This window comes from Hyalangium versicolor (assembly GCF_020103695.1).
In the GTDB taxonomy this organism is placed as follows: domain Bacteria; phylum Myxococcota; class Myxococcia; order Myxococcales; family Myxococcaceae; genus Hyalangium; species Hyalangium versicolor.
The window spans coordinates 253567-270406 of record NZ_JAHXBF010000003.1; the positions used below are offsets into that span (position 1 = coordinate 253567).

A 16840-nucleotide genomic window follows, 5' to 3' on the forward strand; every position below is an offset into this window, starting at 1 on the left:
GCCCTGTCCGCGAGTGCGGATTCACCAACTGTCAGTTGGACTGACGGAACAGCCGCATCCGCGGGCCGCCCCCCATCTCCATGAAGAAGCCGAACGAGAAGCGCACCGTGGCGTCCGAGTCCAGCAGCCCCGCCGGCGGGTTGGGGAAGGGCTGAGCCCGCTGGAACGAGGCGACGGCCTCCATGTCCAGGAAATCCAGTCCGCTGCTCTTCTCCACCCGGATGTCCTGCACCATGCCCTTCTCATCCAGGGTCACGTTCACCAGCGTGTAGCGATCCTTGCCGGTGTAGATGTTGCCCGTGGGATCCCGGCGCCGCAGCTCCGTGTTGGGGTTCCAGTGCATGCCCACGCTCTGCTTCACGCGGTTGAAGAAGCTGGCGTACTTCCACTCGCGGGTGTTGAGGAAGGTGCCATCGCCCTCCTCGGCGTCCTTGAGGTGATCGTTGGGCGCCGCGCCGATGATCTTGTCCATCACCGCCTGTGACGGCATCAGCGTGGCCACGCCGGGCAGCCCCGCGCGGCCGTTGGAGCCCTCCTCGTCGCCCATGCCGGTGCCCGGCTGGATGTTCAGGCGCTTGGCGTTGCCCCTCACCTCGTCGCTCTCGTTGCGGTTGGCCACCTGGGGGCCGGGCCCCTTCGAGTCCGGATCTGTCTTCAGCGCGATCTCCTGCTTGCGGTGGGCGTCGGGGACCTCGAACTTGGGCTTGTGGTCCCCCGGGCTCATGGGCCGATCGTCCGCGCCGATGCCGTTGTTGCCCGCCAGTTTGGGCTGCTCCTGCGACTGCTGCCCCGCGCCGTCGCGGTTCTGGGGCGCCGTCTGCTGGGGCATGGCGTTGCGGTAGAAGGGCGTCTGGACCTTGGCCTTGGTCTCCTTCTCGACTTTGTTGTCGTGCTCGGCCAGGTACTTCGCGTCCGGGGCCTTCTCCTCGTTGCCCTTGGCCACGTCCACGACCTGGCCGTTGGGCCGCGTCTCGTCCTTCTTCTTCTCCTCCTCCTTCTTCTTGTCGAGGCGGGGACGCTCGGTGACTTGGGACTTCGCGGGCTTGGACTCGCCGCGGTTCTTGGCCCACTGATCGGCTGTCAGCGGCCGCATGGCCACGGAGCTCGGGGGCCGCGTGATCCGCCTCTCTCCGCCCGGCAGGTGCACGTTGGACACGAGCAGCAGCAGCCCCACGAAGGCCACATGGGCCAGCAGGGCGAGCACCAAGGCCACGAGGGCCCGTCCAGGCCCCTCTCGCCTGCGCCTGCGCCTGTCTGGAGCCGATGTGTGCGTGACCACGTCCTGGATGATAACCCTTGAAAGGCCTAGGTACTCCCGAGCCGTCGCCAGGAGAACAGGAGACCGCTGAAATTTTTCGTGAACGCGACGGAAAATCGAGCGGGGGAGGGGGGAGGCCGTGTCCTGCCCCCCTGGGAGGAGAGGGGCAAGGGAGCGCCCGGAGCCGCCAGCGGCTCAGTAGATGGGGGCCACCTCGGCGCCGTTGTAATAGTGGCGGAGGATGTCCCGGTAGCGCTGGCCGGCCTCGGCTCGCCCGATGGCGCCTGTCTGACACATGCCTACGCCATGGCCCCAGCCGCCGCCGCGGAACACCCAGGCGAGGATGCGGCCTTCGGCGTCCCGGGTGGGCTCCACCACCGCCATGCTGCTGTTGAGCATCCCGAAGAGCTTGCGGATGTTCAGCTCACCTCGGATCTGGGTGGCTCCCTTCTCGCCGGAGATCGTCAGCACGCGGGCCCGGCCGGAGACGCCTCGCTCGGAGAGCGTCATCGCTTGCACGGGACCCACGCCCAGACTCTCAGTGAAGGCGTTCACCTGCGCGGCCGTGAAGCGCTTTTCCCAGCGAAACTTGTTGGGCTGCGCGAGGCTGGAGAGTCGGCACGCGGCCGGTAGATCCGTGGCTGCGAGGAACGACTCGAGATCCTGGGGGCTCGGCTGCCCGGCAGAGGTCTCAAGCAGATCCGGCTGACCGCGCAGGCTGGGATCCGGCGGTCCGCCCCACACCACCTCGTTGTTCTCCGTGTGGCCGCCGCACACGGCGCTGTAGACGGAGTCCACCAGCCGCCCGTCCTTGGAGAAGAGCGCCTCGCCTCGGGTGGCTTCTACCGCTGCGGTGGTGCTGGGCGCCTCACCGGTGCGCCCGCGGTACACGGCACAGTGCTGCTCGGAGCACAGCAGGTACGGGTCCGCGAGGTGCTTGGTGCCCACCTTGGCCAGCACCTCGCCCCGAGCCGTCACTGCCTGTGCCTTGAGCGCCTCCATGTGCGCGCGCGCATAGGTCTCCGAGGGCACCAGCCCCTTGAGCAGATCCTCCAGCTTCACCACGTTCACCACGGCCAGCGTCCCGAAGCGATCCACCGTGAGTTGGAGCGCGCCCCGGTAGCTGCGGTCCTCGAAGCCGTGGTTCTCGTAGCCGACGTGGTACTCCACCTGGCGGATGTCGAAGCCGGAGTCGTCCTTGGTCTCCGCCATCAGCGAGTCCTGCGCCAGCCCCACCACATTGCCCGCTGCATCCCTCACTTCGAGGATGCCGCGCGCCGGAGTTTGCACCTCCTCGAAGAGCGTCGTGCGTGCACCGGACTGGCGCAGCAACTCCGCCTGCCGTGCCGCCGCGGCCTGGGGAGAGAGTTCCTCGTCCACCAGGAGCAGGTAGCGCCGGTTGTCGATCACCTTGCCCGCGATGCCATAGAGCGCGCCGACGACTTGAGTGCGTGTGGAGAGGCCTCGGGCCTGCCACTCCTGCTGCTCTTCGGCGAGCCCGGCCTTGTCCGAGAAGCGGAACTCGCCCAGTTGGATCCTCACGGAGAGGACGGCGGGCTCTCCCTGGGAGACGCGGACCTTCCACACCGAACCAGCTGGGGCCTCGAGCACCTTGTCATCCGGCCCGCCGAAGCGCAGCCGCATCCGGGTGCGAGGGGAGAAGATCACCTCGGGACGGCCCTCCATGAGCCGGATGGGCACCTGGGGCTCGCCGCCGCGGAAGTCGAGCCGCTTCACGTCCGCGGGGGTGGACAGTTCCCCGGGCAACGGGGGCGGCACACCCGCCTCCGTGCGCGGGGCTGGGGGCACGGAGGGTAGGGCAGGCGAGGAACGCGCGTCACTCGCCGGCGCGGGCTGCGGCGCGGAGGCGCAAGCGGCGAGGAGTAGCGTCAGGAGTGTGGGGACGGCCTTGTGCACGGCAAGGACGACCGTACTCGCGTGCCACCCGGACTGCCACTCCGGTCCATTGTCGGATCGCGGGACTACCAGCGAGCCGGGTCCTTCCACGCTTCGGGTCCTGGAAGATTGGGCACTTTGACTCGAACCAAGGAAGGGACTGCCAGGTACTCGGTCAATACGTGCAGGCCGCGTTGCTCGGCCAGCCGTAGAAGCGCAAGGCCTTCCACGCACACATGCATCTCTGTCGCTGCATCTTCCTCCAGCCCTCTTCCTTTCTCTTGGAGCCGGAGCCAGCGCGCGTGCTCCTCATCGAGGAGCTGGGTGAGCGCGGTATTGAACTGTTCGGCGTTCCGGTAGTGGAGCGACTCGACAACTTCACTCCGAGCGTCTTGGGGCTGACGCGCGAGGACGACCGGTCGTGCACGCGGCGCTCGTTCTTCGTCGCCAACTGGGGACGAAGTGACCATGCCCACCAGACACTGCATGAAGAGGAAGTCCTCCTCGTACTCTCTCCTGGGGTCAAGGGGCTTCGAGTTGTGCAGAGCGATCGCTCGCGCCGTGTCCTGGTCCCCGCAAGCGAGCGCATCAAGGAGAGGAGGGGCTCTGCTGGTCAGAAGGGTCTCTTCGTTTCCCTGAGACAGAGAGTACAGGTACGCGTGACCGCTCATGGCCAGGAAGTGGTGGAGGCGCTCCGGGGTGCCGTGGAGCAGCACTTCGCAGATACCTCTACGCCGGAAGGAGCGGCACATCTTCAGGATATCGGCATGTGTCGCGACTCCATTCAGCACGGAGGGGAGTATTTGATGGGCTTCGACCAGGGCATTCTTGGCGAAGACAGGCAGAAACTTGGAAGTCACGTGCCCTCCTGGAATCAATCAACTCTGGCCTGATTGTCTCAACTCCGTCACCTGGATGTTGGTGGGATCAGACGCTTCGAGCGCGTCCACCACGCGCTCGCTGATGACGTACGTCTGTGCGGAGCGCTCGATGCGAAACAAGTCGGGTGCTCGAGCGAGTTTCTCGGGATCCAGCACGTACTCTCGAATATGGACGATGTCTTTCCCAAGGTACTGGATGTCACTTGCGCTGAAGTCCAGACAATCGAACGTGCCGAGGGGGTTGATGAACCAGTAATCCTTGGAGTGCACGAGGCCCTTGTGATTGATCAAGCTGAAGGGAAGGTACTCAACCTCTAGAGCATCCGTGCAGAGCCGGGCGAAGATCTCCTTGGTCTTCGTGTCTACGAGGAGATAGTGCTTGAAGTTCCCGATCAACGAGCTGACGGTGATTCCCGGATACTCCTCGCTCATATGGAGTTGTGCGTTGGGAGGAAAGAAGGGGGCAGCCCTCTTGCCGACAGCCATGTAGTAACTCTCGAGTCCCATTCCTTGGGGTTCGCTGTCGAGCAGGCACAGGGAGTCGTCGTTGCTGTCCCCTAATGTATCAATCAGGTAGTAGTTCATGGAGGATTCCAGGGACTCAGCGCTTTCCCTTTCCCAGGATACGGGGCGTGGATGTTTTCGGGGTGGACTTGGGATTGAGCACGGTGTTCACGGTTCCGTCATAGTCTGGGGAGCGGGTGCTCGAAGTGATCTGACTGTAGATGTCCGTCGAGAGCGTCTCCAGCTTGGTTTTATAGAGCGCGTAGTTGGGCATCACGTGATCTTGTCCTGCTTGGGCCACCTGGTCCAGCACCGAAGCATAGTCGTTCATGATCTCCCCGAGGCGGTTCTTGATCTGCGAGGAGTATTTTGGGTGCGACTTCCTCGTGACCTCTTCCAGGTGTCGAGGCAGTCTGAGTTCGTCCGCGACCACCTTGTCCATGGGGAGGATGATCATGTTGATCTTGTGGTTGATGTTGTAGCCTGCCTTGAGCAACCCTCCGCGCACCAGGGCATTGGCGTCAGGCACTCTCGACTCGAACTTCTTCGTCAGGTCATTGATGGCGTTGCGCAGTTCTGAGTTGGTCACGATGTGATGTGCGTTGTGATAGTAGGGAACCACGCAGCTGTACTTGAAGTTGCCAGTCTGCTCCACATCCCAATCGAACTGCTTGGGGGCGTCGAGAAACTCCCTGTAGAAGGTTGGATATATCGGGTAGACGGTCTGGACTCCTTTCGAGGTCGTGATGTAGTCCTTCTTGGCGTCCGTGCGGAGTTGTTGATTCTCTCGTGTGAAGCGTCTGTATTTGGGCCAGTTGTAGAGTGAGTGGTCCTCCGTGGCGCGCAGATAGGCTTGCCATCGATGTGAGCAGGAGAGTTCCTTCCAGACAGACACGTGGCGGTTGAGGCACTTGCCCGCCGGGGTGTTGGCGTTTTCTTCATGAAACGCGGAGGCCACATCCTTGAGGTGTTGTTCTTGAGAGGGATCTTTATCTGCCATGACTTATCTCTCCTGTTTGAGCAGGATTGCGCTCACATTGCCCCACTCCGAACTGGAGAGGACGAGGACTTGTGACGCCTTGGCGTAACCCCGCGCCAATGAGCGGGCCGCAATGCACATTCCGGCAACACCGCTGGCGGCCCCAATGTCGCCCCATGAGGAGCCTGGGAGGATCCATCGGATGGAGTCGCCCAGGCGCTCCCTGAGTCGGAGCAGGGCATTCCCCCATTCGCGCGCTCGCCACTCCTCGCCATTCAGATCGAGGACGATGTCTCCGTTGAAAGGTACTCCAGAGGAGATGCCGTCGAGGCAGGCTGCCGTCACGGCGGCCAGGCCTTCTCCGACACTCGGTGTGCTCTGGAAGAAGTGTCGTGGCTCCTGGCCTCTGGAGACGGCATCGACCTTCGCTAGGATTGGGGCCTTTCGGCGCGCTGCTGAGCGGCGGGACTCGATCATCACGCATGCGCCCGCTTCTCCCGGCATCAGCCCGACTGGGCGTTCACCGGTCTTCAGCCTGTGTCGGGAGTCCAGCCACTCCAGGGTGAAGGGGTCCAGATAGGAATCAGTGGCCAGGATCACAACGCGATCCAATCCATGGTCAATCCATCGCTGGGCGATGCCGAGAGCTTCAGCACATCCCGCATTGCCACGACAGAGAACTTGAATATGGCGCGGTTCGAAGGGCCACGGTGCTTGTGCTCGCATTCGCTTCAGGAACAACTCCTTCACGGACTCCTCGTCCGTTCCTGGCGAAGGGATGCCTTGGAAGCGCTGTGCGTCCAAGAGAGGTAGGACTACGACCAGCCCCGTGTTCCCCCAGAAAGGTGAATCCTTTGCATCCGGCAGTGGCCCTTGCGCTTCCAGATCCTTGAGACAGCCGAGGCTCAATCGGAGCCAGAGCCCCATGTGGATGAAGCCATTGGCAATGCCGTGAAGTGGATGCCCCACCAAGGGAACGGTGTCCTGGCTGTCTTCATCGAGGATTCGAAAGTATGGAAGGGGCCTGGGGCGAGTGATTCCCGCTCGAATGGACGCGCATGCCGTAGTAGCGTCATGCCCTACGGAGGTGAGCATTCCAAGGCTGGTCACCAGCAGGTTGTGGGTGTGTGTTGGGGCCATTCGCTCCCGCTCCTGGTCATGGGCTCCCTGAGCTGAGCACTTTGAGTTGACGTCTTGAGAAGGCAAAGGTCGGCACGTGGTGAGCGCCTCGGCTGCGTATGGCGAGCGCCAGGGCGAGAACGTGGCGACGTCTCATGGCGCTGGAGATGAGTGCGCCTTGCAAGGTCTGGCTGTTGAGGGGACGTCCCTCCAGATAGCGCTCCTGGGAGTTCAGGTGACGACGCGCCTGTTGCCACCAATGAGTGATGGCCTCCGCCTGTGGCAGCGGCAGCGTGTCGGTAGGGTCGGGGAGGAGATGGGCGTCGAGTTTCTCCTGCTCGATCGGGATGGGCTCCAGTGCCCCCGCGTCTTCACGTTCGGCGGCATATGGACCCTCGATGCGCAGCCCGGTGATGGCGGTGAAGGCCTCGCCCGCGAGCGCTGCGACGGGCTGGTGCCGCATGAACGCGAGGCAGGCGTCGGCGCAAGTGATGCGCCCACTGAAGCCGAGTGCCCAGAGCACTTCGGGCTGGAGTTCCTCGTTGGAGAGCAGCGCTTCGGCGTTCTGGAGATCTCTCTCGCTACCACCCAGGGCCAGCAGAAGCAGCAGGCGCGGAGTGATGCGGGACCGGTCCTGGAGGGCTGTCCGGCAACAGTCCCAGATGGCGCGGTAACCTTGAAGGGCTCCCGTTTCCAGGGCTGCATCCCGAACCTCCAAGGCTGGAGATGCCAGGGCTTGCTCCAGCATGGTGGGAGCAAGCTCGACCTTCGAACTACCTGCGGCACGAATGGCCGCCGCGGCGAGTCTCGGGGAGGTGTGTGTGGACAGGGATCTACAAGTTACTGCGGGGGCACACTGATGGAAGCCCATCACCTGGAGTCCAAGGAGCTGCAGTCGCAGGTCTTCTCTCTGGGAAAGCGACGAGAGCCACGGGGGAAGATCGGAGGGCTCCAGCACCTCCAGGGCTCGCCGGATGGCAGCCAGCGCGACGTCGTCGGCGGAGCGCGCCCGCTCGAGGATTTCTTCGGAAGCTCCAGCAACACGGCCGAGTAGCAGGGCGGAGGTGGCGGTCCAGATGAGCTCCGGATCATCTGAAGCAAGCGCTGGCAGCAGAATGCGCCTGACAACAGGCTCCCTGCCCAGAACGAGCCCATCCAGGTGAGCATGGAGCCGCTCTTCCAGCGGCGCGAGCTCGGCGAGCACGTGGTCGGCCGAGACCAGGGCCTGCTCCCACTGGCTCCACAAGAAGCCCGCCTCTTCCTGGTGCTGCTCGTAGATATCCCAGAGCATCGGAGGTCCCTCCTCGAGAGGGCTGTGCTAGTTGATCTCCACGGAACCGCCTTTGATGCGGTGGGTACCCGTGGCGCGTGATTCCAGGTAGGTGCCCTTCACGATGACCTTGCCGTTGCGCCGCAGGGTGATGCTGGCCTCGCCGCACTGCAGGACGATCTCGTCCTTGCCTTCGATGAGCACCCTGCGCCCGTCCACCTTGGCCTCGGTCGGACGTGAGGCAGAGGGCTGAGCCTGAGCTTCGAGTAACTCGTCCACCAGTGGAGACGGGCTGGGGTCCTGGATGAGGCCCATGATGAAGGGTCGGGTCGGATCTCCCTGCTCGAACAGGAGCACCACTTTCTGGTGGTGGGAGACCGCGGCCTGGAGGGTCTGGGCATCGATCACGGTCGCCAGCCTTGCCGAAACCGGGCCTGTCTTGTTGCCGGGGAAGTCGACCCACAGCCCGCCGGAGTCATCACGGCAGGCAATCCATCCCGTGAGACTTCCCCAGAGACGCTGGGGGGACTCCGTGGCGGGAGAAAGAGAGTCAGCGAGGGTGTTCGCGCGTGAGCTCATGTCTGCACCTCTCGGAATGAGGAGGGTTACACGTCGTGATCACAGAAACGGCATTTGGGCTTCCCCTCCTTCTTGCCCAGGGCAATGACGGGGCCCTGGAGAAGGGGGAAGGGGGGCGTGTTCTTGTCGTTGTGGAGCATCATGTCGAACGCGCGTGCCACGTTCTTTCCCTCGAACTTCACATCGAAGGAGAAGTTGACGAACTCTGCCTTGCCCTTTGTCTTGTTGGAGGCCACGCCTCCTCCGGCTGTACCTGCCTCATCGCCCGTGCTGGTGCTGAAGTTGGAGTCCTTCACGCAGACAGGGTTGCCTTTCACGGATACCTTCTTCGTGCCCTTGGCGGTGTCGGAGGATCTGGCGATGTTGGGGTAGGGGATGGGCACAGGACCCGCGGGGCTGGGCGTCTTGCACACGTCAGGGAAGGCCACGGTGATCCCATTGCTATCCTGAGTCACGACAGACATCTTGTTGACACCGACGTGGACGGCCATGTCTGCACCTCTCGTGAAGCAAGGGTTTGGGTGGAATCAGGAGAGCCCATTCGCCGTGGCGTGCACGGCACGCACGTCATGGATGCTCTCGGTCAAGGGGACGTGACCGCGCCAGAGCAGCAGGACCTGGTCCTCGTCCGTGTCGATGATGACAGTGTCCAGCCGCATCTCGGGGAGCGCGTCGGCTTCGCCAGACAGCTCGACGGAGATGGACGGTGCGGTTGGGGCTGGGAGTGAGAAGGAAAGGGTCCCTCTGGGGGAGGCATTCGTGATGACGACGGGCTCGGTACCTCGGAGATACCCGGGGACAACGAGTTCCGGAGGGGCCGCATTGAAGAAGCGCCGGTCGAAGTCCGTGGGGAGCAGGGGTTTGCGTGTCTTGGCCCACGCGTCGTCATAGGTACCCGCGTACCTTGCGCGCGGGTGCCAGTGAGGGCAGAGGAAGCCGAACCCTGCGGGAGGCACCTGCTGTCCGAATCGCTCGATCGGATGAGCTGGATCCTCGAGGTTGGGCAGGGGCAGGTCTTCCTCGAAGGTGCGTGGCTCGGCTCGGAACCCGATCCCCACGGGGTTGCGTGCCTCGAAGGTGTGCAGGGTTGGATCTGGATCGGTCCGGTCCCAGCCACCGAACGCCCGCTCGTAGACCAAGGGGATGGAATCGAATGGTTCTGGCCGCGTCATGGAGATGAAGCCCAGGCTCTTGTGCCAGACGCGGTTCCCCACCACCCGAACCGACTTCTCGACGGGGCCCACTCGCAAGGAAACGACGACTTCGCGAGTGCGCTGTCCATGCGCCCAGGCGTGGCCCACGAGGACAACGTCCGTGGCGGGCTTGATGAAGGCGCACTCGGGCTCGTAGCGGTAGCTGGACTCCTCGGGGTTGCCCCAGTGAACTCCCGAGACATGGAGGGGGACCTGCTCGCCCGCGAGGCGCAGCCCCTCCGCACGGATGGCATAGGTCGCCTTGGCCACCAGAACGAGGAGCGGTCGCATCTCCTCGTCCGCGAGCGCCAGGAGTTCGAGCGCGAAGGGAGTCTGGTTGTCGATGGAAGGGTGGCCCATCAGTTCTCCGAGATCTTCGAGCCCTTGATGACGACATCTCCGCTGGCCGTGACTTCGACCTTGGCGCCCTTGAGGACGACGTCTCCGTTCTTCTTCACCTGCAGGGTCGCCGAGCCCACCTTGAGGATGAACTGCTCCTCGGCCACGAGCGCGATCTCCTTGGCCGACAGCGTGTATCCCTCCTTGACGACGTGGTTGTGCTTGCCGCCGACGCTCGTGAGCAGGTCCTTCTCCACCTTGAGCGTGCGGTTCTTTTCGATCTGCTCGGACAGATCTCCCCCCACCTGGAGGCTGCGAGAGCCCTTGACCGTCTCGGCCTTCTTGGCGCCCACCGTCTCCGTTTTGGCTCCCCCGACCTGCTCGGCCATGATGCCGCCGATGATCTGGTTGAGCGCGGCTCCGACGGTGATGGCGTAGGCACCACCCACGTTGAGCATCTTCCCGAGCCCCACGGTCTCCGCGGATGCCAGCGCCACCGCCACGGTCTGGTTGCTGTTCACCGAGATGGATTGGTCTCCCACCACGGACTCGGTGTGGTTGCCTGTCACTGTGGTCGAGCGGTCCTTGATCACCTCGAGGCTCTGGTTGCCGCCAATGAGGCTGTCGTCGTTCTTCTTGACCTCCAGGGCCTGATTTCCCTCGATGACCTTGGTCCGGTCCTTCTTCACGAGCAGCGTCTCGTTGCCCCGGACCTCCTGCGTCTTGTCGTTCTCGACGACGATGTTGAAGTCCTTCTGGGCGTGCACGTAGACCAGCTCGCGGCCCGCGGCATCCTCGAAGCGCAGCTCGTTGGAGCCGTTGCCTCCGGGGCTGGAGTTCGATCGCAGTGTGCTCTGCGTCTTCTCGTCAGGCAGATGGATGGGGGGCGGGTTCTGGCCGTTGTAGACGCTGCCCGTGACGATGGGACAATCCGGATCTCCCTCGAGGAACTCCACCACCACCTCGTGTCCGATACGGGGGAGGTAGAGGGCGCCCCAGCTCGGCCCTGCCCAGGCCTGGCTCACCCGGATCCAGCACGAACTCCTGTCGTTGTTCTTGCCCTCACGATCCCAGTGGAACTGAACCTTGATGCGGCCGTGCGAGTCGGTGTGGATCTCCTCGCCTTGTGGGCCAACGACAGTGGCCGTCTGCGCTCCCGCGATCTTCGGCCGCAGTGTGCTGCGCGGCGGGCGGAAGGGCACCTGCGCGGGAATGCAGACGAACTCGTTGCGGTAGGACTCTTTTTTCTCGGACATCGCCTGCTCGAGGGTGAGGACCTCCGGCTGATGGCCGACGTAGCGGGCAGAGAGCAGCAGATAGCTGCGGTTGAACTCGGAGACCGGGTGATCCGCCAGCTCGAAGGTATGCCCCACGAGCACGCGCCGGCAGTTGCTCGCCCCCGTCGCCATCTCCACTCGCGACCGCAGCTCTTCCAGGCGGACCTTGGCGAGCGCTTTCCCAACGCCGGGCTCCTCATAGCGGGCCGGGTAGTCGTAGATCTCGAGCACATGCTCGCCGTCATCAGCGGTGGAGGCGGCTGTGAGATCCAGGGCGGGCCGCACGAAGTTGAAGTCTCGCAGGGTGACGGCGCCGGGTTGGATCTCCATCCGCGCCGAGAACTCGTGCACGGACTCACTGCTTGCCACCATCCGGGAGGGCTCGCGATAGACGAGCTTCGCCTCGCCCTCCATGGCTGCGCAGGTGATGGACGCGTCGTTGAGGACCATCTTGTGCGAGTCCTCCGTGTGCTCGAAGAGATAGAAGATGCCTTCCTCCTCGAGCAGTCGGGACACGAAGTCGAGGTCCGACTCGCGGTACTGCACGCAGTAGGTGCGCGGCGCGTACGAACCCTGCAGAGACAACGTGTGCTCCACCTGACCGTCGCCGAGCACCTTGTGGACGATGTCCGGGACGGTCATCTCCTGGAAGATGCGGCTGCGGCGGGTGTGGCGAAGCGCCCACAGGCGGGGCACCACCGTGACGCGGTAGCGCTGGCGCTCGGGACTGCGGCCAACATCCCAACGTGCGACGCGCGAGACGATGCCGTGGAAGAAGCGGGCCGTCCCATTTCCGAGCTGCACGGTGAGTAGGGCCTTCTGGCCAATCAAGGTCTTCTCGTCGATGGATGTGCCGGGAGGTGCCGCGAGGTTGACTTCGACGGAGTAGAGCTGGGAGATGGTCTCTTGGGCCTCGAAGCCGATGACCGCCAACTCACCGGCTGAGTGAGGGCCGGCCTGGAACTCGAACTCGGGCTGATTGGCCTTGAGCGCGGCAGTTGCAATCATGGAGTCCCTCTCTCAGTCTTGTTGGGAGGCCGCACTGCGTAGGTGTGCGGTACTCGGCCAATGTAGTCGTGATAACAGTTGATGGCTGTACTTCCCAGGGGGATGCTCTCACTCGAGACAAGCCCGCGGGTGTTTCAATGGATTATTGGTTCTTGCCACGTTCAACGGACGTGTCTGGCAGTTGCTGGACGAGGCCTGCCATGTCCATGGCCTTGGGTTTTTGCGGCGAAGAGTTCTTCGCTTGCGTCGCCGTGATGGCTTGGATGTCCTTCACCTTCTTCGACTTGCTGGTGAGGGAACCCGCCTCCTCCATCTTGATCTTGGAGCCCTTGAACTTGATGTCGGACCCGTCGATGGTGAGGGCGTTCGCGTACAGCTTGACCGTTCCCGACTTCTCGAGGCTCAGGATGAGCTTCCCTCCGACGATGAGCTGGAACTTGTCGGCCTTTTGTTCGAATTGCCTGGCAAGCCACGACAGGACGTCTTTGACACTCATTTCGCAGTTCGCATTGCTGGTGTCCTGTCGATCCTTGACCACGGTCGAGTTGAGCTGTCCCTTGATCTCTGTCTGGAAGTCCGCGCCGACCTCGAGCGAACTGTTCTCCTCGACCAGTTCCTGGCGGCTGCCAATGACATACTCGGTGCTGGCCGCGCCCACCTGGGTGGCTTTGTCGCCGCCTGTGGATTCGGTGAACGCCAGCGCCACGTTGATGGAGTAGCCCGCTCCAATGGTGAGTGCCTTGGCGGCCCCCACCATCTCCGTCGCGGTTTGCGTGATGGTCGTGGTGACGTTCCGGGCCACGGTGATGGCTTGGTTCCCCTTGATGGACTCGGAGTGGCTGCCGCGCGTCATCGTGGTGCGGTTGCCTCGAACCTCGAGGGACTGGTTTCCCTCGACCACTCGCGCATCGTCCAGCCTCACCTCGAGGTGCTGGTGGCCTTCCACCGTGCGCTGGCGGTCCTTCTTGACCAGCAGATCCTCGTAGCCGCGGACCTCCTGATCCTTATCGTTCTCGGTGATCAGATCCTCGTCCTTCTGCGCGTGGGCGAAGATCTCTTCCTGGCCCGTCTCGTCTTCGAGCCGGGTCTCGTTGAAGCCGTTGCTGCCCAGGCTGGATGCACTCTTGAGCGTGCTCTTCGTTCGTTCGTCCGGCAGCGTGTAGGGCGTCGGGTTGCCGCCGTTGTACACGGCCCCCGCAATCAGCGGCCGATCGGGATTCCCCTCGAGGAAGCGCACCAGCACCTCCTGGCCGATGCGAGGGAGGAACAGCGCGCCCCAGGCCAGTCCGCCCCAGGCTTGACCGACTCGCACGTAACAGGAGGACCGGTCGTCCCGCTTGCCCTCTCGGTCCCAGTGAAACTGCACCTTGATGCGTCCGTGCTGATCCGTGTGGATCTCCTCGCCCCCCGGCCCCGTCACCGTCGCCGTTTGAAGACCTGGGATGTGGGGCAGGGGTGTCACCCGTGGGGGCCTGAAGGGCACTCCCTGGGGCAGGCACCGGAAGTCATTGGTGTACATCCCTCCGAGGGTCTCGGCACCTCCATGCGTGTCCGGTTGGTGGCCTGAGTGAGTCACCACTTCCACCAGGTACTGCCCGCAGAAGGTTCCATCTCCTGGATCCTCCGCCTCGAAGAGATAGCCCGGAGCGAGTCTTGGGCACACGCTGCGTCCGAGATGGGTCTGCGCTCCCTGCGCTTTCGCCTCCATCCTGACTTTCGCCAGCTGCTTGCCCACCTTCGGGGTGATGTACTCGCCCGGATAGTCATACAGCTCCAGGTCGGTCATTCCGTCCGAGCTACTCTCTGTCGCCGAGATATCCAGTGCCGGCTTCTCGAAGTTGAAGTCGCGCAGCATCACCGTTCCGGGTCGCAGCCGGTGGATGCGTTCCATCCGAGAGATGAACTCCTCGTCGTAGGTCCGCTTGTCCGTCTCCCTCAGGGGCAGCTTCGCCCCGCCTGGGAGTTCCGCGTGCGCGTTCTCCCGGTCTCCGAGCACCAGCGTGTGGCTGCCGTCAGTGTGCTCGAAGAAGTAGAAGATGCCCTCCGCTTCGAGCAGTCGCGAGATGAAGTCGAAGTCCGATTCGCGGTACTGCACGCAGTACTCTCGTGGCAGGTAGGAGCCGCTCAGCGTGAAGCGGTGCTCCACTCCCGCCTCCCCGAGCACCTTCTTGACGATGTCGGGCACCGCGAGCTCCTGGAAGATGCGGCTCTTCCGCATCTGGCAGAGCCGCTCCAGCTTGGGCACCACCTGAATGCGGTAGCACCAGCGGCCGCCGATTTGCCCCAACAACTCCGTCCGCCGTACCAGCCCATGCACGTGGCGAATGGGTTCCTCGCCGATCTGGATCGTGAGCAGGGCCTGAGTGCCGGGCAGCTCTGCCAACTCCAGCAGCCCCCCGTTCTTCTCGAAGAACTCGATGCGAAAGTCGTACAGCTGAGACAGCGACTCCGAGCCCGAGAAGCGGGTGACGACAAGAGATGACGCTGCGTGCGGCCCCACCTGGAGTGTGAACGCGGGTGCATTCGTCCGGGCCATTCGACTCCCCCTTGTTTGAGGTCAGACAAGGTAAGTCGAACGAGCAGGTTTGGGCTGTACCCCGCAGGGGGAACGCGGTCACTCCTGCAGGAAAGACGAAGGCCCGATGCGGCAGATGCTCGCATCGGGCCTTTCTTTTGAGGCGCCACCCGGATTCGAACCGGGGAATGAGGGTTTTGCAGACCCTTGCCTTACCACTTGGCTATGGCGCCGCGACGAATTGGGGACGGTCTTATACGCAGTCCGGCTCGGGCCGGTCAAGGAAGCAACAGCACCCGGGTGCCATCTCCTCCGTTACCATCGCTGTGGGCACACATGCCCACCATGGAGGGGTTCGCGGATGCTGCACGGTTATGGGCTGTACGAGGAGGAGCACGAGGCCTTCCGCCGCACGGTACGCGCCGTGGTGAACAAGGAGCTCCTGCCCTTTGCCAAGGAGTGGGAGGAGCGGGAGGAGTTCCCCCGGGAGCTCTACCCGCGCTTCGGCGAGCTGGGTTTTCTCGGGCTGAAGTACCCGGAGGCATACGGGGGCTCGGCCGCTGGGGAGCTTTACGAGGCAGTGCTCCTGGAGGAGCTGGGCCGCTGCGGCTCGGGGGGAGTGTCCGCGGGCCTGGCCGCCCAATTCACCATCGCCACCGGGCCGCTGCACCTGTTCGGCACGGATGAGCAGAAGCAGCGCTTCCTCGCCCCCGCAATCCGCGGAGAGAAGATCGGCGCCCTGGCCATCACCGAGCCGGATGCGGGCTCGGATGTGGCGGGCCTGCGCACCACCGCCGTGCGAGACGGGGACCACTACGTGGTCAACGGCTCGAAGATCTACATCACCAACGGTGTGCGCGCGGACTTCCTTGTCTGCGCGGTGAAGACGGATCCGAAGGCGGGCCACAAGGGGCTCTCCATGCTCATCCTCGAGAAGGGCATGCCGGGCTTCAGCGTGGGGCGCAAACTGAAGAAGCTGGGCTGGCGCGCCTCGGACACCGCGGAGCTGTTCTTCGAGGACTGCCGCGTGCCCGCGGAGAACCTGCTCGGCCAGGAGGGCCAGGGCTTCTACCAGATCATGGGCAACTTCCAGTGGGAGCGCCTCTCGCTGGCCCTCGGGGCGCTTGGGTCCATGGAGGACATGCTGGAGAAGGTCATGGCCCACGTGAAGGATCGCCACGCCTTCGGCCAGTCGCTCAACCAGTTCCAGGTGGTGCGCCACAAACTCGCGGACCTCTTCACCGAGTTCGAGTGCGCCCGTCAGCTCACGTACCACGCGCTGCGCCTCCACGTGGGCGGACAGTTCGCTGTGGCACAGACTTCCATGGCCAAGAAGGTCGCCACCGAGACGGCCTGTCGCGTGGCGGACGCCTGCCTCCAGCTCTACGGGGGAGCGGGCTACATGATGGAATACGATATCCAGCGACATTGGCGGGATGCTCGGCTGGGCCCCATCGGGGGGGGCACCAGCGAGGTGATGAACGAGATCATCGCCAAGCAGTTGGGGCTGTGAGGCGGGCGGGAGGGACTCCCCGGGGAGGGGCAGGCAGGCAGGCCTGATGGAAGGGGCTTGTCACATTCCGGGTTGGACCTAAGGGTAGTTTGCGGTGGAGGCCTCGCATGGAGATTCGTATCCCCTGCGCCGAGCTGTACCTCAGGCTTGGGGACGAAGATGTCTTGGTGCTCGACTGTCGCCCCCCCAATCAGTGGGAGCGCATCGAGTTCCACATCCCTGGCTCGCTCCGGATGACTCCGGAGGAGGTGGCTCGGGATCTCTTCATCCTTCCGGACGATGAGCTCATCGTCCTCTGCGGCTGTGAGGAGGACTGGGAGGATGTGCTCCGCCTCTGCCGGCTGCTGATGATGCGCGGGCGTAACGCGGTGTGTCTGGATGGGGGCATCCAGGCCTGGATGGCGGAGGGCTTCCCGACCGAACGCCACTTGTGCCCGACTCCGGCCTTGAACGGCTCGCATCCCGCTGCCGAACGGTGCTAAAGCAGCGACGCATCACGGGAGATAACG

Annotated in this window: 14 protein-coding genes and 1 tRNA gene; 2 read left to right on the forward strand and 13 right to left on the reverse strand. The window is 63.8% G+C overall.

Annotation, left to right across the window (positions count from 1 at the left end; genetic code table 11):
* Positions 1-31 precede the first annotated feature (31 nt).
* The 13 genes from KY501_RS07465 to KY501_RS07525 all read right to left on the reverse strand — a co-directional run bounded on the left by KY501_RS07465 (position 32) and on the right by KY501_RS07525 (position 15051).
* A complete protein-coding gene (locus KY501_RS07465; protein WP_224362335.1) occupies positions 32-1204 on the reverse strand; it encodes an energy transducer TonB family protein in 1173 nt (390 codons plus the stop codon).
* A 249-nt stretch (positions 1205-1453) separates the two neighbouring features.
* Positions 1454-3175: a SpoIID/LytB domain-containing protein gene (locus tag KY501_RS07470; protein ID WP_224362336.1), complete on the reverse strand. Its 1722-nt coding sequence runs from the start codon at positions 3173-3175 to the stop codon at positions 1454-1456.
* 65 nt (positions 3176-3240) lie between these two features.
* Positions 3241-3906 carry an Imm49 family immunity protein gene (locus tag KY501_RS54230; protein WP_373691575.1) on the reverse strand — a complete coding sequence of 222 codons (666 nt, stop codon included), beginning with the start codon at positions 3904-3906 and terminating at the stop codon, positions 3241-3243.
* Positions 3907-4032: 126 nt separating this feature from the next.
* Positions 4033-4620 (reverse strand): imm11 family protein, encoded by a 588-nt coding sequence (locus KY501_RS07480; RefSeq protein ID WP_224361968.1) that lies wholly within the window; start codon positions 4618-4620, stop codon positions 4033-4035.
* 16 nt (positions 4621-4636) lie between these two features.
* Positions 4637-5539 carry an AHH domain-containing protein gene (locus tag KY501_RS07485; protein WP_224361969.1) on the reverse strand — a complete coding sequence of 301 codons (903 nt, stop codon included), beginning with the start codon at positions 5537-5539 and terminating at the stop codon, positions 4637-4639.
* 3 nt (positions 5540-5542) lie between these two features.
* Entirely contained in the window at positions 5543-6268 is a 726-nt protein-coding gene (locus tag KY501_RS07490; RefSeq protein WP_224361970.1) for a hypothetical protein, read from the reverse strand.
* A 406-nt stretch (positions 6269-6674) separates the two neighbouring features.
* Complete coding sequence (locus tag KY501_RS07495) at positions 6675-7928, reverse strand: TIGR02270 family protein (RefSeq protein ID WP_224361971.1); 1254 nt, start codon at positions 7926-7928, stop codon at positions 6675-6677.
* 27 nt (positions 7929-7955) lie between these two features.
* Positions 7956-8486 carry a DUF6484 domain-containing protein gene (locus KY501_RS07500; protein ID WP_224361972.1) on the reverse strand — a complete coding sequence of 177 codons (531 nt, stop codon included), beginning with the start codon at positions 8484-8486 and terminating at the stop codon, positions 7956-7958.
* A gap of 26 nt (positions 8487-8512) precedes the next feature.
* The gene (locus tag KY501_RS07505; RefSeq protein WP_224361973.1) at positions 8513-8977 is read right to left on the reverse strand and encodes a DUF4150 domain-containing protein; all 465 of its coding nucleotides are present in this window, start codon (positions 8975-8977) and stop codon (positions 8513-8515) included.
* A 36-nt stretch (positions 8978-9013) separates the two neighbouring features.
* Entirely contained in the window at positions 9014-10039 is a 1026-nt protein-coding gene (locus tag KY501_RS07510; RefSeq protein ID WP_224361974.1) for a DUF2169 family type VI secretion system accessory protein, read from the reverse strand.
* A complete protein-coding gene (locus KY501_RS07515) occupies positions 10039-12303 on the reverse strand; it encodes a type VI secretion system Vgr family protein (RefSeq protein WP_224361975.1) in 2265 nt (754 codons plus the stop codon). Before KY501_RS07515 ends, KY501_RS07510 begins: the two co-directional genes overlap by 1 nt.
* A 142-nt stretch (positions 12304-12445) precedes the next feature.
* The gene (locus KY501_RS07520) at positions 12446-14839 is read right to left on the reverse strand and encodes a type VI secretion system Vgr family protein (RefSeq protein WP_224361976.1); all 2394 of its coding nucleotides are present in this window, start codon (positions 14837-14839) and stop codon (positions 12446-12448) included.
* Between the two features lie 140 nt (positions 14840-14979).
* Positions 14980-15051, reverse strand: a tRNA-Cys gene (locus KY501_RS07525).
* A 128-nt stretch (positions 15052-15179) separates the two neighbouring features.
* On the opposite strand from KY501_RS07525, the gene KY501_RS07530 reads away from it, so the two are divergent.
* Together KY501_RS07530 and KY501_RS07535 are read left to right on the forward strand one after the other, a co-directional pair.
* Positions 15180-16331, forward strand: coding sequence for an acyl-CoA dehydrogenase family protein (locus tag KY501_RS07530; RefSeq protein WP_224361977.1), 1152 nt, complete (start codon positions 15180-15182; stop codon positions 16329-16331).
* Positions 16332-16438: 107 nt separating this feature from the next.
* The gene (locus KY501_RS07535) at positions 16439-16813 is read left to right on the forward strand and encodes a rhodanese-like domain-containing protein (protein ID WP_224361978.1); all 375 of its coding nucleotides are present in this window, start codon (positions 16439-16441) and stop codon (positions 16811-16813) included.
* The last annotated feature ends 27 nt before the right edge of the window (positions 16814-16840 follow it).

Coding starts and splice junctions, on each gene's coding strand:
- KY501_RS54230 (WP_373691575.1), bottom strand. CDS start 3,906: ATGTGCCGCTCCTTCCGGCGTAGAGGTATCTGCGAAGTGCTGCTCCAC.
- KY501_RS07480 (WP_224361968.1), bottom strand. CDS start 4,620: ATGAACTACTACCTGATTGATACATTAGGGGACAGCAACGACGACTCC.
- KY501_RS07485 (WP_224361969.1), bottom strand. CDS start 5,539: ATGGCAGATAAAGATCCCTCTCAAGAACAACACCTCAAGGATGTGGCC.
- KY501_RS07495 (WP_224361971.1), bottom strand. CDS start 7,928: ATGCTCTGGGATATCTACGAGCAGCACCAGGAAGAGGCGGGCTTCTTG.
- KY501_RS07500 (WP_224361972.1), bottom strand. CDS start 8,486: ATGAGCTCACGCGCGAACACCCTCGCTGACTCTCTTTCTCCCGCCACG.
- KY501_RS07505 (WP_224361973.1), bottom strand. CDS start 8,977: ATGGCCGTCCACGTCGGTGTCAACAAGATGTCTGTCGTGACTCAGGAT.
- KY501_RS07510 (WP_224361974.1), bottom strand. CDS start 10,039: ATGGGCCACCCTTCCATCGACAACCAGACTCCCTTCGCGCTCGAACTC.
- KY501_RS07515 (WP_224361975.1), bottom strand. CDS start 12,303: ATGATTGCAACTGCCGCGCTCAAGGCCAATCAGCCCGAGTTCGAGTTC.
- KY501_RS07520 (WP_224361976.1), bottom strand. CDS start 14,839: ATGGCCCGGACGAATGCACCCGCGTTCACACTCCAGGTGGGGCCGCAC.
- KY501_RS07530 (WP_224361977.1), top strand. CDS start 15,180: ATGCTGCACGGTTATGGGCTGTACGAGGAGGAGCACGAGGCCTTCCGC.
- KY501_RS07535 (WP_224361978.1), top strand. CDS start 16,439: ATGGAGATTCGTATCCCCTGCGCCGAGCTGTACCTCAGGCTTGGGGAC.